The sequence below is a fragment of the Halomonas sp. H2 genome (assembly GCF_050215315.1).
Classification (GTDB): domain Bacteria; phylum Pseudomonadota; class Gammaproteobacteria; order Pseudomonadales; family Halomonadaceae; genus Vreelandella.
The window spans coordinates 1,590,579-1,614,179 of the sequence record NZ_CP189760.1; the positions used below are offsets into that span (position 1 = coordinate 1,590,579).

The following is a 23,601-nucleotide window of genomic DNA, read 5'->3' on the forward strand; positions in this document are numbered from 1 at the left end:
GTGGTCATATGTCACTCGAACAAGCTGTTGTACAGCTAGAACAAACAAACGCCGCGCTGCAAGAGGAGGTGGTTCGCTTCCGCGACGCAGCGATGGGTCTTAACGCGGTCTACTCAACGATCACAGAGGGGCGTCAGAACACGGCTGATGGAAAATATTTCAGCGTTCCTGGTGGTGGGGCGTATATGCGGCTCTATCGCCGTACGGGATCGAGCGCGGAGCTGATTGCCGAGTTCCCCGACCGCGATGAGCTTAACAGCGTGATTGATCAGTTGGGGCCATTGTTGGGGCGTGGTGTTACAGGGTCTGGCGACCTAATGGCGGTAGGGTTTTCCGGGTTGGGTGTGCAAATAGGTTCATCGGTCAGCCTGCCGTGGGAGGAGGCACCGGTGGGCGGGTTTTACAGCGTTGGATCAACAGACATTGCTGGGCCAGTGGGCGACGGTTTCCCGTCTCAGAGTACCGGGAGCACTATGTATGGTGCCGCGTGGTCAGGTGGTAACTGGTCAAAAATACTGGTGGATGGCAGGGGCGATAATTCCCGACCTCCCGAGGTATACGTAAAAGCTGCCAACCTCGGCAGGATCAAAAAAGCCGTACGACTCTGCCATTCCGATAACATCCTCGGCACAGTTTCCCAGTCCGATGGCGTGCCCACTGGTGCGATTATTGAGAGTGGATCAAACTCGAACGGAGAGTGGCTTAAGCTCGCTGACGGCACCTACAGAGTGATGTTTGGTGCGGGCGGCTCCGCCGTCGGGGCAGACATATCATCGATACAGACCGTGAGATCCATTCCCGTTGAATACAGTTCCTTCGTTGGCACGCCTCGGCTGACGATATCTGCACGTTTTCGTAACTACGAGGACGTGGGGTTGCCCGTGGAAGCGCGTTGCGTCAGTTTACACGGCGAGTTGGTCCCGGACACGTCAGAATGTCGATTTGTCGCGGATTTTAACCCCAGCGTAAGTAGAACCCGTAACGAAGCTTACTCACTTACGATAATTCTTGAAGGCCGCTGGTACTGAGGAGACCCCATGAAACTAACCCTTAATCTATCGCCCGTCGCTAGCGACAAGGGAACAACTATCGCTCTAACCGGGACGGTGCTAACGGTCAACGGCACCGACTACGACCTTAGCGAGCTACCTGACGGTGCCGAGGTGAAACACCCCACGTTGCGCAGGGTCAGGCGCGATGGTGACAAATACGAATGCACAGTTCGTCTTGGCCATGGCCCCAATGCCCCGCATGAAACTCGGTTCCCAGACACCATAGTGCTGGAAAACCATAACGGGCCTATCGAGCTACCGCTTTATGACGTAGTGCCCGAAGCTGAGGAGGATATTGCACCATGAGCTGGCTATCAGATGCAGATGTTACAACTATTGAGAGTCGCGATGCTGTGCAAAAAGCGTCACTAAAAGAGGTGATTGAGTCGCAGCGCAACGTGGCAGAAGCCGAAGGCGTCGTTATCAATGACATTCGCTACAGTGGAGCTCCTGCTAACCGACAAGCGTTACTCGAAGTAGTGCAGTTTGCCCGTGAAGCGAGTATCGAATCGTTTGAAAGCTGGAAAGATAGTGACGACCAGTTTCACGCAAATCATCCGCTTGTAGACGTAGAGCAGGCGTTACAAGCCATCGCTTATCGTCGTGGTGCGTTAATCGCGCTTGAAGCACAGTATCAGTCGCAGGTAGATGACGGCACGCTAACCGATGCGTCGGAGCTTACGTGGTGAAATACACCCACCTCCCTATCAGTTGCTTGGTCGTGATACTGACTCTGTTCTCTGGTGGCGATGCTCTATTGGCTTGGGCCGTGATGGCAACACTTTGGGTTAGTCGAGAATGGACACAGGCTGAGTACCGCTGGATAGCGCAGTATGGTGATGGCACCCGTACTTCTATGCCGTGGTGGGGTGGACTTGATCCGCGTGTGTGGTCATTTAAAAGTTTGGTGATGGATATGCTGGCACCGGCTGTTGTGAGTGCCGCAGCAGCATGGTGGCTGGCTCAACACCTCAGTTAGACATCTCGGCAATCATTGCTCCCGATGCCGCCTTGAGCGGTTTTTTTGTGCCTGAAAGGTGGACATATTGAAAATCCAACATAGCGCCTTTCGCGGCGAGTTGCCGATTTTAAACGCGCGGCTACTGCCAGAAAACAACGCCCAGCGGGCGCGTAACGTTTATCTTAAACGCGGCACGCTCAAGCCTGAGCACGCACCATTAACCGTCGAATCGCTTAGCGCGGTGGCGAATCCCTCCACGCTTTACCGCTACCCAAGCGGCAATGACGGCCAAGGCTTCTGGCTGACGTGGGGCATGGGGCGCAACGTTCATGTAGTGAAGTCGCCGCTCGCCAATGACGAGTTCTCCCGCGTGTACTGGACAGGCGACGGCCCGCCAAAGATGGGCGGCATAAGCGACATTACCAGCGGCACACCGCCTTACCCTGGCAGTAGCTACCGGTTAGGCATACCCACGCCAAGCAGCGGCCCTAGCGCTTCTGCGCCTAGCAATCGCGCGCCTGTTGACCGTCCACCGACCACGCTTGAAACCTCTTATGTAGTTACCCTTGTGTCGCGTTTTGGCGAGGAAGGTGCGCCCAGCGCCCCCAGCAACATCATTGAGCGCTGGGATATGGTGAGCGGCGCGCCTGCGGGAGGCGGTGTTCAATTGGCACTGCCCAGCGCGCCAAGCGGCAGCTATGGCATTGTGACAAAGCGCATTTACCGCGCTGAATCGAACGGTATCTATCAATACGTGGCGGACGTGAGTGCCGCCAACAACGAATACTTTGATAACTACACCAGCGCCCAGCTTGGTCGCGCGCTGCCATCGGTCGAGTGGGATATGCCAGACCCCAGGCTGCAGGGATTAACTGCACTGCCTGGCGGCATCCTCGCTGGATTCTTTGAAAACACGCTGTGCTTTAGTGAAGCGTATTTGCCGCACGCATGGCCAGTGGCTTACCAGCTTGCGTTCAAAGACAACATTGTCGCCATTGGTGCCATGTCGTCGGGCCTGATCGTGGCCACGCAGGGGCAGCCCTACCTTGTCAGTGGTGCTAGTCCCGAAGCTATGTCGCCCATGCAACTAGACGTTGACCAACCCTGTATATCTGCGCGCTCGCTAGTCGATATGGGCGAGTACGTTATCTACGCAGGGCACGAAGGGCTAGTTGCTGCCGGTGGTCGTGATGCCCGTGTGGTGACTGCCGAGGTGTTTACCAAAGACCAGTGGCAAGCGCTGAATCCTGAGACGATGCACGCTTACCGTTACGATGGCCGTTACCTTGCCTTCTATGACGGCGGTTGCATGGTGTTTACCCCAGGCGAAGGCGTCGAGTTTTTGGATATTAATGCCAGCGGCGGCTATCACGACATTGCTGCGGGCACGCTTTACCTGATCCAAAACAGTGCGATTAAGGCATGGGGGCAGGGTGGGCCAATGACCTACACCTGGCGCTCCCGCTTACATGAAGTGCCCCCAGGAAGCGCTGGCTTTACGTGCGGCAAGCTGATTGCCTCCCATTATCCTGTTCGTCTCATTATTCGCGCTGATGGTAACCAAGTGCTGGATACCCAAGTTCCCAATTCGGGAATGTTTCGACTCCCTGCGGGCTACACTTTGTGCCGCGACTGGGAAGTCGAGATTCAAAGCAGCAACGAAGTACAGTCCATTCAGATCGCAACCTCTCCCAGCGAATTGATTTAACCCTCTTTGGCTCTCCGTGAGGTGCCCATGAACCGACGCCGTCGGACATTACCGCCGGTGCCTCCCAAGGCGCCGAGTGAGTTACGCCCCCTGATTGCTGCCATGACCGAGATTCTGGAAACCGGCGAAGGCGTGCGGGGTGACCCCTTAGACCGCAAGCTAACGCTGCGCGACATTCTCGACAGCGGCATTGGCCGGTTAAAGCCTGGCATGCGCCCAGGCCAAGATGGCAACCTAGACTCTGGCGCACTACCGCCAGCGCCTGATCTAAGCATACCGCCAGCGCCTGCCAATTTTGACGCCCAAGGCGGCTTCTACGGCATGATTAACCTCAGCTGGACCATTCCAGGCCAGCAGTACCGCAACCATGCCTATACCAACATCTTTCGCAGCGAAGAAGATAACTTTGCTAACGCAGAAGTCATTGGCCGTGAAGCGGGCGGCTTTTATACCGACTACGTGCGCGATGATGCTGTTGATCCAGACGACCCGACCAAGCTCAAGGGTTACTACTACTGGATTACGTTCACGTCGGTTGTTGATATTGAGGGGCCGCCAAACAGCCCGAACGGCACCTATGCCGCACCGCTAGCGGACGTAGGGTATGTGCTTGAGCTACTAACCGGCGAGATCGACGCGGGCGTTTTAGCGACTGAGTTGCGTCAAGAGATCGAAAAGATACCGGCAATCGAGTCTAACATCGAGCGGCTTGACCCGATTGAAACCGCCATCGAGCGCATCCCTGCGATTGAGACAAACATCGAGCGCATTGGGCCGATTGAAACGGCTATCGAGCGCCTAGACCCAATCGAAACCGCCATCGAGCGTATTGGGCCGATTGAAGCTGAGCTACGTGGGCCTGAGTCGCTAGACGGAACGGTCGCCAATCGCATTGCGGCGGAGCGTGATGCTCGTATCCAGGCGGTAGATGATGAGCGCGCCGAACGTGTTGACTCGCTGCTAGCAGAACAAGAAGCGCGGCAGGACGCGATTAGTTTTGAGGCCCAGGCGCGACAAGACGCGATTCAGGCGGAGGTTCAAGACCGCGTGGCGGCGGTTGCTGCCGAACGTGATGCGCGTGTGGCAGCACTACAGGCAGAGCAGGGAGCCCGCGCTGCGGCGATTACGTCAGTCGAAGAGCAGTTAGTGGATGGCGATACGGCACTTGCTAGCCAACTCACAACGCTAACCAGTGTCGTGGATGGTAATAGCGCGGACATTAGCAACGAGCAACAGGCGCGTGTGTCAGGTGATGAAGCCCTGGCATCGGATATTACGACGCTACAAGTTCAGGTGGGTGATAACGAAGCGACAATTATTAACGAGTCGCAGGCCCGCATCGAAAACGACGCACTTCGTGCTTCGCAGCTAGCGGTGATTGCCGCGACGTATAACGCCAATACCGCGTCGATTTATAGCCTTGAAGAAATCCGTATCGGTGACCGAGAAGCGACAGCGACGCGAATCAACGGGCTAGATGTTCAGGTTGAGGACAACGAAGCCTCTATCTTTCAAGAGCAGATTGCGCGCGCTAATGCTGACTCGGCGCTAGCGTCACAGTTGAGTGTGTTATCGGCCAAGATTGATGCGCTGCCGACGTTCGCTAATGGCTTTGAGTCAGGGCTTGAGTTTGATCGCTGGGTAGCAGCCAGCGGTCACAGTATTACTGCCGAAACAAACGACGCATTTTCGGGTGACCAGTCGGCGCTCATTGGCTCGACCACTAGCAGTGTGGCTACAGGCGTAGCACCGTTTGCTGTATCAGCACGGATTCCTAACGGTACCGCTGATGCGTTTGCTGGCCGCCGCGTTCGCGTGGGCATTGCGGCGCGCGCTGTGTCTGGTGGCAGTGCTGAGTTTGCTATCGGTTATGCAACAAGCGACGGTTGGTTCTCAGGCTGGCATCGTCATGAGCCTGCGGCGGGGTGGGGTATTTTCGAGGCGCAGGTTGAAGTGCCCGAAGTCGCCAACGAAGACCATTATGTGGTGGTTTGGGGTGACACGTCCGGCGGCGGTGGCAGCGTCGAAGTCGATCGCTTGTTGATTGACGTTGCTGACACAGAAATACCTGAAATCACCGCGCAGATTGAGACATTACAGCAGGCTATTGCCGACAATCAGCAGGCGATGGCGACGCAATTCAACGCGCTAGGCTCCCAGTTCGATACGTCTATCGCCACCGTTAATGGCGAACTAACCGCGCTTTCTACAGCCGATGAGGCGTTGGCGTCCAGTATCCAAACGCTACAAGCCGAGATTGGCGATAACGCGGCGGCCATTGTCGATGAGCAAACGGCTAGGGCGTCGGAAACCGATGCGCTTGCTCAGCAGCTAAACGCTGTCGATGCGCGTGTTGACCAATCTAGGGCGCTGATTACGTCCGAAGCTCAATCGCGTGCCGACGAAGATAGCGCACTCGCGCAGCAGATCAATGCCGTTGATGCTCGCGTGGACGGTTCACGCTCACTAATTACGAGTGAACAGCAAGCAAGAGCTGACGGTGACTCTGCATTGGCAAGTGACATTCAGACGCTAACAGCGGTTACCGGTGACCTCGCGGCGGATATTCAGAACGAAAGCACGGTGCGCGCTACTGCTGACGAAGCGCTTGCGGAAGACGTGACTGACTTATGGGCAGGCGTAGGCGAGAACGAGGCACGCATTACTGACGAAGCGCGCGTGCGGGCTACCGAAGATGATCTTCTTGCCGCTGTTCAGCGAGTTATCTCTGCGTCGCGCGGCACTGCGTCGGCAACATTCTACAGCCTGGACGAAGTTCGGTTGGCAGATAGCGCGGCGACTGCGTTGCGCATTGATGGTGTTGAGGTGCAGCTAGGCGATGCGTTTTCTGCTATCGAGCTAGAGCAGAGTTTGCGCGCGTCAGAAGACCAAGCGTTGGCAACGCAAATTACAACGGCGGTTGCCGAGCTAGACGGCGATATTTCGACGGTACAACAAACGCTTAGCACCGAGGTGACGCGCTTAGATGGCCGTGTTGATGCGACAGCGCAAGCGGTGACGGCGGTACAGTCTCAGCTGGACGATGACATTGCGACTGTTCAGCAAAGTTTTGATACGGAAGTATCGCGTATCGACGGCCAGCTACAAACTAATGCTCAGGCAATCACTGATGTACAAGCGTCAACCAACAACGCATTGGCGGGAGTGCAACAGGATTTTAACGCGCAGACCAGCTACCTTGATGGGCGAATTACTACCGAAACATCAGCGCTAAAGGATGAGCAGGCGGTTGTTGCTGCGGCATATAAGGCCAACGCCCAGGCGATTACGACAGTACAAGCAGGGATGGAAAACAACCTTGCTGTTGTACAGCAAGACTTTAATCTAGAGGTGACACGCCTTGATGGTCGCGTTGATAGCACCGCACAAGCGTTGACGGGTGTTCAGTCACAGCTGTCAGGTGACATATCGACCGTTCAGCAGAACCTTAACACCAACGTTAATCGGATTGATGGCAACGTCAGCGCTAACGCCCAAGCGATCACTGATGTTCAGGCGGCTACCGACGATGCGTTGGCGGGCGTACAACAAGATTTTAATACTGAGGTAGTGCGCCTTGATGGTCGGGTAGACGTGACAGCCCAGGCAGTGACAGAAGTTCGTTCTGATCTTGAGGGCGATGTAGCCGGTGTTCAGCAAAATCTCAACACCAATGTGAGCCGTTTAGATGGACGTATTGACTCGCAGGCACAGGCGCTCACGACGGTACAGTCTGACCTCGATAGCGACATATCAACCGTCCAGCAGAACCTCAACACTAACGTCAATCGCATCGATGACGATCTTAGTGCTAATGCCCAGGCAATTACCGATGTTCAGGCAGCTACTGACGATGCGTTGGCTGGGGTTCAGCAGAACTTTAATACTGAGATAAGCCGAGTTGATGGGCGTATTGATACGGCTGCTCAGGCAGTAACTGAAGTTCGTGCCGATATGGAAGAAGGCGTGGCGGGAGCTTTGACTGCGATAGACGCCGCCGTTGCCGGTAACGATCTGCTGAAAAACGGGTTATTCAGTACAGGTGACTTCACGGGCTGGGCGCCTGATTGGAGTAGCATCGCTGTCGTTCAGCGCAATGAAGATGCGGGTAGTAGCGCCTTGCAGAGCATGCCCACTGAGTTTGCTGCTCGATTCTGGGACAGTGGGTGGGGGGCTAATCGACGTTTAAGGAGTGAGCCACAGACCGTTTCAGTAGGCGATATATACACTATTAGCTTGGATTACGCGACAGGTGGTGGTAGCCGGGATGTTCCTTTTGGTATTTGGCTGGGTTTTCGTGCTGCTGGAGATCAATGGGACTACACAAATATAGGCAATTTTAGGGCTAGCTCCACTAGCTGGAGCAAAACTCCTTACTACACCGTCACTATCCCTGATGGGATAACACAAGCCCGCATCTCTGTCAGTAGGCAGGCGGGAGGAAGTGGTGAGTTCTATGTGACGAACCTTCGTGCTTATCGCATTGACGACGCCATGGCGCAGTCTATTACGACGGTGCAGTCGCAACTTTCAGGTGACATATCGACTGTTCAGCAAGATGTTAATACTCAGGTTCAACGCATTGATGGCAACGTTAGTGCTAACGCCCAAGCAATTACCGATGTGCAAAGCGCGACTGACGATGCGCTGGCAGGCGTACAGCAAGACTTCAACACTGAGGTGGCGCGTCTTGATGGTCGCGTGGATGTGGCGGCGCAAGCAGTGACGGAAGTTCGCTCCGACCTTGAAGGCGACGTAGCTGGCATTCAGCAGAACCTAAACACTAACGTGAGCCGGCTAGATGGGCGTATTGATTCGACCGCCCAGTCAATCAGCACGGTGCAATCGCAGCTGTCGGGCGATATTTCAACGGTTCAGCAGAACCTCAATACTAACGTTAGCCGTATTGATGACGAGCTTGATGCTAACGCCCAGGCAATCACTGATGTTCAAAGTGCTACTGATGATGCCTTGGCGGGAGTGCAACAGGATTTTAATACCGAGATAGCGCGGGTCGATGATGCTATCGACGCCAATGCGAATGCAATTACCGAAGTGCGCTCTGATCTTGGTAGTGATATAGCGACGGTTCAGCAAAGTCTTACGAGCAACGTCAATCGCATTGATGGCAATGTGGCAAGCAACGCCCAAGCAATTACCACAGCACAATCTCAGCTTAATGGGCAAATATCGACGGTTCAGCAGAACCTAAGCAGTGAAATTAATCGCGTAGATGGCGAGATTGAGGCAACGGCCCAACTGGTTCAGAGTGTTCAAACTGACCTTGGTGCTGGTTTAAATGCTGTCGAAATTAAAGCGATCACCAATGCTGGGGGGATTCTGTCGAATGGGCAGTTTGGTACGGGCGATCTTGCAGGGTGGGGCAATACGTGGTCGGGCGTTAATGTTATCGAGGCAAACCCTGATGGCAGCAGTAGCGCTATACGTGGCGCGCCGACAAAGTACATTGCTCAATGGTCTGACAGCGCGTGGGATAGCCAGCAATACATGCGGGGCGAGCATTTCGCCGCTATTGCGGGTGAAACATATACGTTTCAGTTTGCGTATGCGAGTGGAGGAAGTGGCCGAAATATAGATGTGCAGTTACGAGTAGCCTGGGTTAGTGCGGATGGTACTAACAGCTATCAAACGCTGCGAAACCAGAATGTCAGCTCAACAGGTTGGGACAAAACGCCGTTGCTTAGCGCTGTTGCACCTGACGAAACCGTCGAAGCGTGGGTGTATTTCCGTCGCCTTAGTGGCGGTAGCGGTACACTCTTCTTAGCTGACGTTCAAGCATCTCGTACCGACATGGTGGCGGGTGCGCTTTATACCGCCAAAGTACAAAGCGGTGGGCTGATTGGTGGCTTTGGTATCTACAATGATGGCACCGAAGTGGACGCGGGTTTTGACGTAGACCGTTTCTGGTTAGGACGAACCAATAGCAACAAGCGTAAGCCGTTCATTATGGATGGCGACGTTGTTTATATAAACAACGCCATGATCCGCAACGGCTCAATTCAAGAGGGACAGCTTGGGCCTATTACTATCGGCAAGTTCTTCCTCGATGACGGCACCCCCGTTACAACTGCTGGCGGGTTGATACGCGCAGAAGCTATCGACGTTGATAATCTCAGCGTGGCGGAAGCAGCGCGCTTTTATGATGACGTGCAGTCGGGTAATTACATTGCTGGGCAAAGCGGTTGGCGTATACGCCAAAACGGCAGCGTTGAGTTTAATGACGGTCAATTTAACGGCACGGTTAATGTAGGCAACGTTTCAGGGGCTGGGGCGTTAGCATCTAAAAACTCACTTAGTTACTCGGAAGTGAGGGGGACTAAACCGCCGACTAATGCTGACCGAACCGCTAGTAATACAGCGGCGGATACCGCAAAAGTTGATGGAGAGGATGCATCCGCTGTTCGAAACTGGGCGTCGAGTACGTTTGGTCGTGTGTTTGATAACTGGACTCGTCCTGGCTCTACAGAAATTTGGGGCAATCGGATTTCAACTGCCGATGCTTATGTGGACACGCTAGTTATTAAAGGTAACGCGGTCACAATTCCAGTTTCGGCTGCTGCAGGTTCGGAGTTCCAACTGCAAAGATTTATGCGAGAAATATTATCCTGCTCAATAGATGCTAAGGGCTCAAACGTCATGGTAATGGCGTCTTTTAGTGTGGGTGATGGGGGCATAACATCGGTTCAAATCCGTCGTAACGGCGTAACGGTTTTGCAGCGTGCAGTAGTGGGGCGTTTCTTTTCAATCGCTGGGCATGTGGGCGCTACTTCTGGCGGTGTGGACACTTATACGATGTGGGCATCTGGTGGTGGTATTGCCGGTGGTCGTTCTCTCGGGTTATTAGCAACAAGGAGATAAACAAAATGGGTGATGTTCATAGATATGCGATGGTGTCAGACAAAGGCGAAATTTTACAAATAACGTCTGGCCCTTATCGGTATGTAGCATGTGACGACACTATTGATGATTCGGCTCATTACGTGGACGCAGACAACAATTTTTATCTGAAAGAGTTAATTGCTCTGGATAAAAATGTAGATGGATTAGTTGTAACTTTCACTGGCCTACCCGAAGGGCTAGAAGTTAAGACCAACGGTATGGATACCGTTACGGATAACGAATCGTTAGTTATTGAGTATGACGTTCCAGGCACTTACACGATCAGCTTTAGTGGTCTTGTTAATTACCTAGACCATCAAATGGAGGTGACCGTTGGCTAACCTCAAAGCGTTTCTACACAACACGCTGGACGATGCCGTTCGACATTACCTCGATATTGTAGATGACGCCGCAGAGAACGCTCGACTAAAACATCTGACTCCTGGCTCGGGGCAGTCGATGACCTATGAAGTCAAACACCAAGAGGCGCTTGCCGGTGGTGGGCCGATGATCCAGGCGGAAGCCGAAGCGTTGGGTATGACGGTACAGGAGGTGATCGACTCGGTGCTTGTGGCGCGTCAGCAGTGGCAAGTGCTTGGCGCACAGATTGAAGCGGCGCGATTAAAAGCCAAGAAGGCTATCCGCGAAGCACAAACCGCTGCGGAGATGCACCGTATTGCGAGCGAGCTACAAGACCAGTTCACGCCGTAACCTGCTACACTAACCCTTTAAATTGCCCCACCGTGAGGTGCTGCATGCCCCGTCAGAATGAGGCTACGTTTTTACGTGGCGTACTCCGTAATAATGAAGCGGCCGCGCAATATTGCGAGATGCTGTTTCGTATTTCCCAAACGCTCGACGATCTGATCGATAAAGACAAGCCTATTACCGACGGAGTGCTGATCCGCACGTTCTGGGAGGCGTTGATCGAGCTACCCGCTAACCCGTTCTACCGCGAGCATGAACCCTATCTGCGACCGCTGATGGCCAGTGCATTGCAAGACTGGCGCGATAGCGCGTGCCTGGAGCGTTCTGATAGCCACCACTACAAAACCCTGGCCTTTGTGCTTCGCGATCAGCTGACCGGCATGGTGACCCAGTGTGCCTACTTAGTCGGCGGCTATGAGTGGATGAATAAAGTCAGCCTCTCCATTCGAGACCATTTCCATGAAGACGGACTTGATGACTACTTGGCTGCGCTCGACCCCACGCAAGACGAAGCGTATCAACAAGATGTCGACGCATCGCTGAACGGGGGTGACCAGTGAGCGGCGGTGGCGGTGGTGACAACACGGTTAAGGATACGCCCGAGCAACGCCAGCTTGCCCAGGTAGCCGCCGAAAAGTGGAACTTCGCACAAGAGAAGCTGGCACCGCTGGAAAACGCCTATATGGAATCCGTGGGCGATATGACCAATGCGGGCAATATGAGCTACATCGCAGGCCGCACCATGCAAAGCCAACAGCAGGCGGTAAGCAGTGCTAGTGAGCAAGCAGGTATGCAGCTGAGCCAAGCAGGCATCGATCCGTCTAGCGGTCGCGCGCAGTCTGCTATGAGTGGCATTGCGCTAGGTGGTGCCAGCGCCGGTGGTGAAACCCTGGGGCGCGCACAGTTCGAGCAAGAGAACCAGCAGGTTCAAGGCTTGCAAAACATCGTGGCTATCGGCCAAGGCCAAGCCGGGCAGGCGCAAGCGGGGCTTTCCGGAATCGCGGCGCAATCGGCGCAGGATGCACGCCAGTCCGCAGCTACCCAATTCAACCGGCGCAGCGCTAACTTACAGCTTCTGGGCCAAGTCGCGGGGGCGGGCACTGCTAACTATATGAACGGCGCGAGTGCCTCCCCGCCAGCTGCAGGCGGTGCTGCGACACCAGGCTATCAGGCAGGGCAAGGGCTCGATCTCTATGGCAGCGGTATTTAAGGAGGCGCTATGCAATATCAACCTACGCTAGGGCAAGTAACACCGACGCCAGGGGTGCAGCCAAGCCAAGAGGCGGGCTCTGACAGCTATGCAGACGCGATAAGAGGGAGTAGCTCGGTACCCGAGGCGATACAAAACGTGGTTCGGTTACGAGATTCGACGCCACAAGCATCACAAACATCACAAATACACATCGACCCAAGCCAAGCCATGCGCGGCGACCAAGGTGCTTCCAAGCTACTTGGTCAACTTAACCGCGCCCAATGGGCTGACTGGAAAAACCGTTTTGCGCCTTACGTTGACGAGCTAGCCCGCGTTGCTCAAGACAACAACGCGCCTGGCATGGCGGCATCGAACGCCAGTAATGCTGTTGGCCTTGCCTATGACAGTAGCCAGCAAGGACTAGACCAGCAGCGCCAGGGTTACGGCATTAGCCAGACACCTCAACAGCAAGCCGCCGAAGATCGTCGCACCAGCTTAGAGCGCAGCGCCTCCATGGTGAGCGCAGGCAATGAAGCGCGTATCTCTGCCCAAGACCGACAAGACGCGATACTCGCCGGCGGCATGGGCCTTTCCAACATTCCTGACAGGGTGATGAACCAATGAGCTACGGATTACTAGGGCTGCGTCAGCAAATGGAAGGCGAGGCCATGCAAGGGCTAAGTGATCTCGCTGGCCAGCAGCGCCAAGCCAAAATGCAAGAAGACCAAATGGAGCAGGCAGAGAAAGCCCAACAAATGCAGGCCGTCGGCACCGGTGCTGGGGTGGGCATGATGGCCGGCATGCAGGCGGGAAGCGTAGGCGGGCCATGGGGCGCCGCTATAGGTGCGGGTATTGGCCTGCTAGCCAGCTCAATTTTCTAGGAGAACATTATGGCGGGACTCGATACACGCGGCTTGGCGGGTGGCTTTGCGCAAGGGTTTGGATTAATGAACCAGTTTCAGCGCGGCCAACGTGCCGACGAGCGCGCCGACCAGCAAATGGGCATGCAGCAAGAGCGAATGGACATGCAGCGCGAACAGTTCAGTGCGCAGCAGGAAGACGTAACCCGGCAGCGCGACATGGAGAACATTCAGTTCACGCTTGGCAAGATCGGGTCCGGCATGGAAGTCGGCGAAGACGAGCTAGAAACCCTGCGCAAATACCCCAAGTTCTGGTCAGCGCTCGACCCCGAAACCGATAACTCGATTAATCAGGCAATGTCGATTATTGATCCAGACACCTCAGTGGATGCCAACGACCCCGAAAGCCTGGCAGCGCTCAATCAAATGTTTGGCGCCGAGATTAATCGCGGCGAAGGCGGGCAAAAGCGTGTGGTCGGCATGTATCCCGGCACCGACGGACAAAGCGTTATGCTTGAACTTGAGGTGACTGGCGAGGATGGCAGCACCTACCGCGCACCAATGACCGAAGGCCGCGGTACCGCTGACGACGACCTGGTTAAAGCGGTGCCAATCGAAAAGCTGGTGGAGCAGGTGCAGGGCATGCGCATGCTACGTAATACGATGCGTTCTCCTGAGGCACAACAGCGTGCAACTCAAGTGCTAAGCCTGCTGCGTGGCGACAGCAACGAGCAGTGGGAGCAAGTCGAAGGCCCAGGCGGGTCGATCCTACAGCGCAACACCAAAACCGGCGAAACCAAGCAGGTGATTGGGCGTGCGCCGCAAGCAGGTAGTGATTACGGCAATCGGCCTACTGCAACACAGAAAGACATCGAATACTTGGTTAACAATGGCCTAGCAGAAGACCGTCAGGCGGCGTGGGAAATGCTGAGACAGGGCAGCGGTGACCACTCCTATTCGCGCTCTGAAGATCGCATCGAGGCGCTACGGAATCGAGCTGAGGACTTGGGTAAGTTCATCCAAGGCGATGCTGCGCGGATGCCTGATGATGAAGAGATGGCCCAGGCGCAAGAAGAGCTGCAATCCATTAATCAAATGATTCGAGAAAGCGAAAACCAAACATACGGCATTGTTATGCCAGGCCAAGGGCAGCCTGCTCCTTCATCCCGAGCCCCGGTAGAACAAGGCGAGACCTCGCCGTCTCAGCGAGAGCGCGGCTTAAGACCTGGCCCAGCGTCTAGCGGAGAGGCTAACGAAGATCCCGCCGCCGCTATTTTAAACAAATACTTCTAATCACGAAGGAGCCGCGTGTGAACGCCGCCGAAAATCGCACCCCGCCCAAATGGACAGATATTGCCAACGATCCAGACTTCCAAGCCGCTGGCTGGGAAACCAAACAACGTGTACGCGGCGAGTTTTACCGTCGCGCTATTGAGCCCAATACGCCTGCGTCGCTGCGCGAAGACGTGCAAAGCCAGTTCTTTACCCGCACTGAAGCCGATGTTTTTGGTAAGCGTGAAAAACAGCAGAGCAATAATGAGAGTCAGGCTGAAGCGCCCAATTTAGCCAGCAATGCTTTGCGCAATGCTGGCGAGCGTGGACTTGATCTAGCGGGTAACGCGCTACAGTTCGTTGGTAACGTGGCAGACCGTGGAGAGCAAGCAATTACCGAGGCGCTTGGAGGCATTAACCCTGGCGTGATTGGCGGCAGCGTTGACGAGATGCGCGAGCGTGGCTACGAGCCAGATATTGCGTTAGGCGGCTTTGGCCTAGATTTCACCATGCGCGCCAAGCCCGAAGATACCAGTACTGGACTTATCGATACCGGACAGGCAGTTGAAGATATAAGTCTTGGCTACCAGCCTAACTACACGATTGATCGCGCGCTAGACGAGCCGAGCATTAAAACCATTGCGGGTGCGGCTGCCGAGCAAGGGCCAGCAGCATTGGCCGATATGGCAGGCCTGGTTGTAAGCTTGCCCGCTTATTTGGCGGCGCGCACGCAAGAGATTGGCGAAGGGCGCGTAGAGAATGATAACCGTGAAGGGATGCCGGAAGGTCGCGACTATGCTGTATCCGGCCCGACGGCTGCCGCTTCTGTGCTGCTAGATCGCTTTGCTCTTGGCCGTTTACTTCCAGGCAGTGGAAATGCGGTAACTAGCGCACGACAAATACCCGGGGCTGTTGGTCGTGCCGCCGCTACAGAAAGCGTGACTGAGGCGATTCAAGAAGGCGGTATTGAGTACGCTGGGGAGTCTGTGGGCACTGAGACAGGCTGGAATGCCACAACCGCTGCGCGCCGAGCGGCAGGTGGCGTAATTGTTGGCGGCCCCACCGGGGGCGCTGTGCGAGCTGGTACCGCCGCCATCGAGATGCGCGGAAATAATCAGCAGGGAAGCGAGCAGCCAGAGCTGAGCGAACCCCCTGCCGAACAATCTCCCCCTACTCCAGAGAAAGCGCCGACTCCAGAAGCTGAAACCGCTAATGCTGAGGCAGTCGGCACCGCTGCCGAATTAATCGCCAAGCCTCGCTTTGAGCTGTCATCCGCTGAGCGTGAAGTGCGTGACTCTATTAGCTACGGCGACGCTTTTAAGGCACTGCGAGCGGCTGCTGAAGATCGCGGTGATAGTGACGCCGTTGCAGAACTGGACGCCGTTAGTGGCGAGATTTCAGCAGCGCTGGAAGCGGAAACCATGGCGCGCACACGAAACGATAGCGACGCGTTTGCGCCTATTCGTGAGCAGCTACAAAACGCGTCTGAGCGCTTCGCGCGTGCAATGGATCGCCTTAACACGCCCGAGGCTGAGAGCGAGGCCGGCACGTCTAGCGCTAACAAGGATGGCAACGCCCAGTGGGAAGAAGCTTGGCGTGAGCAAGCCGCACAAGACGGCATTGCCGATTACGACCCTAATGCTGATCTTCCCGATACAACGATTACCATTAATGGCGACGACGCGGCGCAGGCAGATGGCCTGACGCTGCAGGACTCGGTTGCGCAAATTGAAAAAGCCGCTAGCGAGACAAACACCGAGCCTACCCCGGCTCAAGCAGAGGCCGGTAACTATCGGAAGGGGCGCGTAAGACTAAACGGCTTTGATATTGCTATTGAGAACCCCAAAGGCTCGACGCGTCGTGGCACGGCGCCCGATGGTACCGAGTGGGAAAGCAATATGGCGCACCACTATGGCGATATTAAAGGCACGAAGGCGGCAGACGGCGACAATCTTGATGTTTTTGTAGGCGATAACCCCAGCTCACAGCGGGCTTACGTGGTTGATCAAATCAACCCTGACGGCAGCTTTGATGAGCACAAGGTGCTGCTTGGCTTTGATTCTTTAGAGCAGGCGCGAAAAGGCTATTTAGATAATTACGAGGATGGTTGGCAAGGCTTGGGCGATATTTCTGAAACGCCCGTTGAAAACCTGAAGCAGTGGGTTAGTGAAGGCGCTATGGAGCTGCCTTTCGGTAATGTGCCTACAGCCAATAGGGAGGCGGCAGAAGAAGCGACTCCCGCTATTGCGCCCGACCAGCCGTCAGAAAACCCCGACCGCATAACGCCTAAGCGCGTGCCGGTGGCTGATATTCAAGTTGACCCGGAAGCCTACCAGTTCCGCACCAACGTCAACCAAGACGGCGTTGATTCGCGCCTGGAAGGCGTCGAGAAATGGGACGATTTGCGCGCGGGCAATCTGGTGCTTCACGAGCGCCTAGACGGCACGCTGTACGCTGCCGACGGCCACCACCGCATTAACCTTGCCCGCAAGCTTGAGCAGCCCGATGTTAACGCGCTCGTACTGCGTGAGGCTGATGGCGTGACCGTGGAAGATGCCCGCATCGAAGCAGCCACTGCCAATATCGCAGCAGGCAACGCTTCAGCGATTGATGCCGCCAAGGTGTTCCGCAACACCGATGCCAAGCCTTCCGAAGCAATAAACCGGTTTGATCTTCCGCGCAAGTCGCCTGTCGTGCGCGACGGTATCGACATTGCCAAGCTGGCCAACGAGCCGTTTGGCGCAGTGCTTAACGGGGTAGTGACCGAGAAAGACGGCGCCACCATTGGTCGTGCGCTTGATGATCCCGACCAACAGATGGCTGCTATCGATGTATTCCAGCGCGTGAAGCCGACCAACGACAATCAGCGCGCGCTCCTGGCTAACGAGGTACGCCAGGCGGGATTTGCAGAAAGCCAAGGCGAGCAGGGTGGCCTGTTTGGTGACGATCCGGCCGAATCATTAATTGGCGAGCGCGTTCGCGTGATGGATAGCTTGCGCCAAACGCTAGTGCGCGACCGTCGCTTATTCGCTACGCTTAATGATAACGCCCAGACCGCCGAGCAGGCAGGCAATCGCATTGCCAAAGAGCGCAACGACGCGCTGCAAGATGCCTCTGCCGAAGCCGTCGCGCTTTTGGAGCGAGCAACTACCACGCCGGAAATTAACCAGCAGATTAACGATGCCGCGCGGCGCGTGAAAGAGGGCGAAACCCTCGCCAGCGTTACCCGCGAGCTCAAGGAGACATTGCTTAATGGCCCTGACACAGCAGCAACGCAACAGCCACGTACACCAGCACCTAGCAGCCGACCGCCTGATCAAGCAGGGCAAGACGCTGGAAGAAGTGGACAAGTACCTGGGGGAGACGACGCACGAGCAGCGGGTGCACGCCAACAACGAGTGGGCGATGACGCAGGGCAGCAACAAACAGGCGTAACCCTTAAGTCCGATGGCACTCCTTTCCAGACCCGCCGCGCAGTCGAGCTATCCAAGCGCTTCCGTGATGCGCCCAACGCCCAGCCCGTTGAGGTGGAGGGTGGATGGGGCTTTGCTGCACAGGACGCTGCGCAACCATCGCCCATTACCTGGCAACGCCGTACTAACGGCAGTCGCGTATGGGAAGGCAGCGACGGCACTGTTATCGCTGACCACTCCATGGGAAGCGGTGGAAGCCGTATTCCCATGTTTATGGTGTTCGCTGATAAGAAAGCCTATGACCAGGGCAATAATTTCACGACTGGTGAAACGCTGACTGAAGCTAAGCAGTTGGCATTATCCGCTGAGCGCCCGGAGGCGCTTAGTGATAGCCAGCCCGCCAGTGAGCGGAAGGCGTCTGATATCGCTCAAGAGAGGACGCCTGACGAAATACGCGGTGAGCTCAATCGTGTTATGGAACCGATAGAGCAGCGCTATGCCGAGGCGCTTAAAAACGCAGACCCCAACGATCAATTGAGCGTGCTAGATTTTGCGACAGATGCAGAGCAGGCGCGCCGTCATGAATTGATACTGTCACTCCCTAGCGCGGCGCAAGAAAGAGCGCAAGCGCGAGAGCGCATCATTGAAAGGCGAGCAGCGCAGCGTCAGGCAGCACAGCAGCAAGAGCCCTTACTCGAAACCCAAACAGAAGAAAGCCTTGCCCAGCGAGAGCAGGAGGTTCAGCAGGCCGAGCAAGCCGAAGCCAGCCAGCGCCGCGAGCAAGAGCAGCGCGCCCAGGCCGACCGTGATGCTAACGACTTTGTACTAAGTGGTAGCGAACGAAGCGCAGACGTCGCCGCATCGCGTGGGCAAGATGCGCTCTTTTCACTTGCTGACAATGGAAACAATGCCCAGGCCATAGACAGCGCAGCGTTTAAGCGCTGGTTTGGCGATAGCAGGGTTGTGGATAAAAAGACGGGCGAGCCGCTGGTTGTATATCACGGCACGCCAGGTGGAAGCATTACTGAGTTCACATCTCAAGAGCAGATCAATAATGCCAATGGGGGCTCGCAGGGGCTGTTCTATTTCACGCCATCAGCAAAGCAGGCGGAAGCCTATGGCTTCTGGGATCGAAGCGAAAAGATTCAGCCGGATGATATAAGCAAAGTGAGGCGCAAAGGCATGAGTCGCGTTATGCCTGTCTATCTTTCCGTAAAAAACCCAGCTTATAGAGGCACCCCTGAAGGAAGTGCTGCACTCACCGAGTCCGCTCGTTTGGCTAAAAATAACAACACCAGCCAAGCTGAAGAGCTTCAAAAGATGGGCTATGACGGCATTATGGAGGGAAAGCCCGGCTCTGATATCAAGCGTCATTACGAGATAATAGTATTTGATAGCAGTCAGGTTAAATCCGCTATTGGCAACACAGGCACCTTCGACCCAGCCAATCCCGATATACGCTTTGCGATTAATTCAGCGACAGAAAGCATCAACCTAGCCCCGCGTGCGGCTGACATATCAGCAGCACTGAAGGGCAAGCCTGAGCTTGCAGAAGCTCGCGTCATTCAGTCCACCGCAGAGCTCCCTACTGATGCGCTTATGGGCATGGTGCTTCGCGGCATTAACCCGACAGATGTTCGCGGCATGTTTGTCGGCGGCGAGCTGTATGTTGTCGCCGATAACATGGCCAGCGTAGAAGAGGCGGTGCGCACAGCGGTGCATGAGTCAGTTGGCCATAAAGGTATGCGCGGCGTGCTGGGTGCCGAGCTTGAGCCCCTGATGCTGGAGGTTTACAAAAGCCATACCCGATCACAGGCAGGGCGCGACAATATCGCGGCCATCCAGGCAGCGTACCCGTTCATCGATGTAACGACCCATAAGGGGAAAGTAACGCTGGCCGAAGAGCTGGTTGCTCACTACATCGAGGAAAGCAACGGCAGCCCAACGCTAAGCCAGCGTATCAAGTCCACCGTTCGCCGACTGTTGAGAAAACTATTTCCCAACATCGAGTGGCGGACAAGCGACATCTTGGCGCTGGGTGAGCAATCCCGGCGCTGGCTGCGTCGCCAACAGGCCCAACGCGACCTTGTATCGCAAGATGAAGCGCTCTATAGCTTGATGGAGCAGCAGTCCTCGGTTACGCATCGCGAGCTATCAAAGCAGCTCCGGGACGAGTTCCCCGGCTTAAAGCTAGATATGGCGGGGCGTGGCCAACGCGTGACTATTTCTCGCATTGTCTCGCCTGCACAAAACGAGGGCACAGGTTCTGAAGTAATGCGGCGCCTAACGCATTGGGCAGATGCTAGCGGCAAGACAATTGCGCTGACGCCGTCAGCTGACTTTGGCGGTAATGCTAAACGTCTACGCGAGTTCTATAAGCGCTTCGGCTTCATTGAGAACAAGGGCCGCAATAAAGACTACGAGATCAGCGAGACCATGTACCGTGAGCCTGATCACGGTGTGGGCGAGCAGCGCTTTAGCCTGAACGCACCGCCAGGAACAATTGGCGGCAAGTTCTCCAGCACTGATAGTACCAACTTTGCGATGCCTGACGAGTCACTTAGAAATGCAGCTATACGCAAGTTTGTAGATAAAATGCGGCCGCTTGAGATTCTGGAAAATGCGATTCGCCGTAGTGGTCGTGAGATTGAAGAAGAGGCTAATGCCTATTTGGCTGAAGAGCTATTTCACGGCAAGGCTGAGTATGACCTGCGACTGTTGCGCGAGCAGTACGTGGAGCCACTGGCGGAAGGGATGGCCATCGCCAAAATTAGCCAAGCCGACCTTGATGAATATCTCTACGCGCGACACGCACCAGAACGCAATGCGACCATTGCAGAGCGCAACCCCGACAAGCCTGATATGCAGGATGGTGGCTCTGGCATGACCAATGCCCGAGCGGCAGAGATTATCGACAAGGTGGCCAATTCCGGCAAGCAGGTTGAATACGACCAGCTGGCCAAGATCGTTTATGACATGACTCGAGTGCGCCGCGATGCAATACGCGATGGCGGACTGGAAGATGACACGGTGGTGGATGCCTGGGAAGCAGCGTGGCAGTACTACGTGCCGCTAAAAGGCAATGCGGCCGATGAACTAGGGCGCCCCAGAACTGGCCGCGGCTTTGAGGTTAGCGGTCGAGAATCGCGCACTGCAGCGGGCCGTAAAAGTATCGCTGACTCACCCTCATCTCAAGTCATTATAGATGCCAACGAGTCGCTTATCCGCCGGCGCAAGAACGAAGTTGCACAGTCGCTTCTCTCGCTGGTGACCGATCACCCCAATCCTTCGCTATGGGAAGTTTTTACCGACAGCAATCCTGACACGCAGCGCACGCCGGTAACCGTTACCGACCCTGATACAGGCAAGAGCCGCATTGAGGTGCAAGAACGGCCTGTGAATATGGCGGGCAACGACAAGTACTTCAAAGTGAAGCGGGCAGGGCGCACGTACTATCTGAAGATCCACGATGAGCGCCTGATGAATGCAATGCGTAATGTTGGGCCTGAAAAGCTAGACATGTTCACGCAAATCGCCAGCACAGCCACGCGGGCAATGTCGGCCATGATGACCAGCTATAACCCAGAATTCATGTTGAGCAACTTCACACGGGACGTTCAAACTGCGTTGCTGAATCTAACGGCTGAGCAGACGCGTGACGACGGCAAGATTAAAGGCGAGGCCATCGTTCGCCAAACGGCGCGAGACATTGGCCCCGCCATGAAGGCCGCTTGGAGAGGCCTGCAAAACAAGCCGGGCAAAAATGACAGCGGTCGCGAATGGAATACTTGGTTTAAAGAGTTCCAAGAAGATGGCGCCAAAACGGGCTATTTCGATATGAAGGATATCAGCTCGCAGGCAAAGGAAATTCAATCCATGGTGCGCCGCGCTGACGGCACCACCATGTCGCATATGCTGAAGGCGCGTAAGAAAACCGCTGACTTTGTTGAAAACATGAACGGCGCGGTTGAGAACGCGGTGCGCCTATCTGCTTACGCCAATGCTCGGCGTGCTGGCGTTTCACGCAAGCAGGCGGCCAGCCTGGCCAAGAACATGACGGTCAATTTCAACCGCCGGGGGGAGGTGGGCACCAAGCTCAACGCAGCGTTTATGTTTTATAACGCATCAACTCAGGGCATTAAGAATTTTGCCCGCACCATGGTCACCATGAAAAACACGCCGGATGGAAAAAGCCCGATGAACGTATGGGCGCGGGCCAACATGGCGCAGAAGATAGCTTTTGGCATGGCGTCGGGTGCTTTCGCCTTGGGCATGTTAAATCGCTGGGCGTCTGAAGAAGATGAAGACGGAGTGCTGTTCTATGACAAGGTTCCCGACTACGTCAAGGAGCGCAATATCGTCATCATGAGCAGTCTCTGGGGCGGCGAGCCTGACGACTTCGTGTCGATCCCACTGCCCTACGGGTACAATTTTTTCTCGGCCATCGGCACTCAGGCAGAAGCTGTCGTGGCTGGCACAACAGACGCGACCGTAGCAGCTAAAAACCTTGGCTTAGCAATCCTGGGTAGCTTTTCACCTATAGGGTGGGAGGATTCAGATAGTGCGACCGGGCTTTTTTTAAAGAATATATCCCCAACGCTCATTCGCTCATTCGCTCAAGTCGGCTTCAATGAAGACTTTGCTGGGCGCATGATCTATAAAGAAGATCTGCCATTTGGTACCCCTACGCCTGACAGCTCCCGAGCCATGCCCAGCACGCCTGAGCCCTATAAAGCGTTTGCCAGCTTTCTTAACAATGCCTTTGGTGGTAGCGAATATCGAACAGGTGGTGTGGATATTAGCCCCGATGTCATGCAGCACCTGGTCAACTACTACGGCGGCGGCGCCTGGGGCTTTGTCGAAAAGACGTCCAGCTTTGCTGCCCGTGTAGCTACTGGCGAGGAGGTCGAACGGTACCGGATACCGTTTGCTGGACGCTTTGCCAGCAGTACTTCGCCGTACCGAGATCAAGGACTGTTCTATGAGCGTCGCGATGAGCTCGGGCAAATCGCCAATGAGGCCGACGCACTAAAAGGCCGGGAGCGTATCGACTTTCGGCGCGATAACATCGAGCAAATCCGACTATTTAACCGCGCCAAGAATATCGAAAAACAGCTGCAAGAGGATCGCAAGCGGCGAGACCGCATTCAAGAAACCGAAACGCTCAGTGATGAGGCTAAGAAGAACCGGATAGAGCTGATTGAAAAGCAGATGAAGCGCCGAGTAGATGACTTTAATCGGCGGTATAACGAGCTGTAGAGAGGAAAGATTGCAGGCCTCACCGATCCCACTGGTTTTGGTGAGGGCCTTTATCTAGCATATCCATCCGCGTATCCCAATCATCCACGAGACGGCGCTGCTGGTTTTCTGGAAGCATCTGAAAGAGCATTTGAGTCTGTTGGCGTAGATCGGATATATCTTCTCTGGCTGCAAAGTAAAGCCCTGCAAAGAGCGTTGAAGCAAAAAATAGCAATAGAATTATGCCGTTCTTATCCATAGCAGCCTCTTATAAAGCTAAGCATTTGTTAGAAGGTT

General features: G+C 55.2%; 15 protein-coding genes. 14 read left to right on the top strand and 1 reads right to left on the bottom strand.

Going from position 1 to position 23,601, the window contains the following annotated elements; all coding sequences use genetic code 11:
• Positions 1-8: 8 nt before the first annotated feature.
• From ACQE2I_RS07410 to ACQE2I_RS07475, 14 genes are all read left to right on the top strand, one after another.
• A complete protein-coding gene (locus ACQE2I_RS07410) occupies positions 9-1,028 on the top strand; it encodes a hypothetical protein (protein ID WP_427030912.1) in 1,020 nt (339 codons plus the stop codon).
• A gap of 9 nt (positions 1,029-1,037) precedes the next feature.
• On the top strand, positions 1,038-1,358 hold the full coding sequence (locus ACQE2I_RS07415) for a hypothetical protein (RefSeq protein WP_427030913.1): 321 nt from the start codon (positions 1,038-1,040) through the stop codon (positions 1,356-1,358).
• A complete protein-coding gene (locus tag ACQE2I_RS07420; RefSeq protein ID WP_427030915.1) occupies positions 1,355-1,741 on the top strand; it encodes a hypothetical protein in 387 nt (128 codons plus the stop codon). The genes ACQE2I_RS07415 and ACQE2I_RS07420 overlap by 4 nt, the downstream gene beginning before the upstream one ends.
• Positions 1,738-2,031, top strand: coding sequence for a hypothetical protein (locus ACQE2I_RS07425; RefSeq protein WP_427030917.1), 294 nt, complete (start codon positions 1,738-1,740; stop codon positions 2,029-2,031). Before ACQE2I_RS07420 ends, ACQE2I_RS07425 begins: the two co-directional genes overlap by 4 nt.
• Positions 2,032-2,098: 67 nt before the next feature.
• On the top strand, positions 2,099-3,721 hold the full coding sequence (locus ACQE2I_RS07430) for a hypothetical protein (RefSeq protein WP_427030919.1): 1,623 nt from the start codon (positions 2,099-2,101) through the stop codon (positions 3,719-3,721).
• Between the two features lie 27 nt (positions 3,722-3,748).
• Positions 3,749-10,600: a phage tail tip fiber protein gene (locus ACQE2I_RS07435; RefSeq protein ID WP_427030921.1), complete on the top strand. Its 6,852-nt coding sequence runs from the start codon at positions 3,749-3,751 to the stop codon at positions 10,598-10,600.
• 5 nt (positions 10,601-10,605) lie between these two features.
• Positions 10,606-10,962 (top strand): hypothetical protein, encoded by a 357-nt coding sequence (locus ACQE2I_RS07440; protein WP_427030923.1) that lies wholly within the window; start codon positions 10,606-10,608, stop codon positions 10,960-10,962.
• The gene (locus tag ACQE2I_RS07445; RefSeq protein ID WP_427030925.1) at positions 10,955-11,332 is read left to right on the top strand and encodes a hypothetical protein; all 378 of its coding nucleotides are present in this window, start codon (positions 10,955-10,957) and stop codon (positions 11,330-11,332) included. The genes ACQE2I_RS07440 and ACQE2I_RS07445 overlap by 8 nt, the downstream gene beginning before the upstream one ends.
• 44 nt (positions 11,333-11,376) lie before the next feature.
• Positions 11,377-11,889 carry a hypothetical protein gene (locus ACQE2I_RS07450; protein WP_427030926.1) on the top strand — a complete coding sequence of 171 codons (513 nt, stop codon included), beginning with the start codon at positions 11,377-11,379 and terminating at the stop codon, positions 11,887-11,889.
• On the top strand, positions 11,886-12,539 hold the full coding sequence (locus tag ACQE2I_RS07455; protein ID WP_427030928.1) for a hypothetical protein: 654 nt from the start codon (positions 11,886-11,888) through the stop codon (positions 12,537-12,539). The genes ACQE2I_RS07450 and ACQE2I_RS07455 overlap by 4 nt, the downstream gene beginning before the upstream one ends.
• Before the next feature lie 9 nt (positions 12,540-12,548).
• The gene (locus tag ACQE2I_RS07460; RefSeq protein WP_427030929.1) at positions 12,549-13,145 is read left to right on the top strand and encodes a hypothetical protein; all 597 of its coding nucleotides are present in this window, start codon (positions 12,549-12,551) and stop codon (positions 13,143-13,145) included.
• Positions 13,142-13,402, top strand: a complete 261-nt coding sequence (locus ACQE2I_RS07465) for a hypothetical protein (RefSeq protein WP_427030931.1) — start codon at positions 13,142-13,144, stop codon at positions 13,400-13,402. The genes ACQE2I_RS07460 and ACQE2I_RS07465 overlap by 4 nt, the downstream gene beginning before the upstream one ends.
• Positions 13,403-13,411: 9 nt before the next feature.
• Positions 13,412-14,674, top strand: coding sequence for a hypothetical protein (locus tag ACQE2I_RS07470; RefSeq protein WP_427030932.1), 1,263 nt, complete (start codon positions 13,412-13,414; stop codon positions 14,672-14,674).
• A 17-nt stretch (positions 14,675-14,691) separates the two neighbouring features.
• The gene (locus tag ACQE2I_RS07475) at positions 14,692-23,325 is read left to right on the top strand and encodes an LPD38 domain-containing protein (RefSeq protein WP_427030934.1); all 8,634 of its coding nucleotides are present in this window, start codon (positions 14,692-14,694) and stop codon (positions 23,323-23,325) included.
• A 19-nt stretch (positions 23,326-23,344) separates the two neighbouring features.
• Here ACQE2I_RS07475 and ACQE2I_RS07480 read toward each other — a convergent pair whose 3' ends face one another.
• Positions 23,345-23,563: a hypothetical protein gene (locus tag ACQE2I_RS07480; RefSeq protein ID WP_427030936.1), complete on the bottom strand. Its 219-nt coding sequence runs from the start codon at positions 23,561-23,563 to the stop codon at positions 23,345-23,347.
• Positions 23,564-23,601: the final 38 nt, after the last annotated feature.